At 32.7% G+C, this 245-nt stretch carries 1 protein-coding gene; it reads right to left on the reverse strand.

Going from position 1 to position 245, the window contains the following annotated elements:
• Nucleotides 1–146, reverse strand: a 146-nt coding sequence (locus tag KQI94_RS16430; protein ID WP_275970766.1) for an ArpU family phage packaging/lysis transcriptional regulator, incomplete at its 3' end; no start/stop codon positions are given.
• Between the last annotated feature and the right edge of the window lie 99 nt (nucleotides 147–245).

Below are 245 nucleotides of genomic sequence, written 5' to 3' on the forward strand. Positions count from 1 at the left end.
CTTTTAGGCATATCTGTAATAATTGGTGATTTTAAATCTATCAAAGAGCGACCAGCTATTCGCTCTAAACGTCTAAAATTCTTCAACACATTTCTGGCATTCGCTTTTGTTTGTCGAAAATCTACTTCTTTTAGCAATTGAATCAAGTGGAATCGCTCCTTTTGTGGTATAATAACTATGTCGAAAATATTTCTCACAGCCGGAGCAATCTGGCTTTTTTTATTTTCTACTAAATAAACTTTTTA

The organism is Enterococcus sp. S183_ASV_20 (assembly GCF_018919685.1).
GTDB classification, from domain to species: Bacteria; Bacillota; Bacilli; order Lactobacillales; family Enterococcaceae; genus Enterococcus; species Enterococcus faecalis.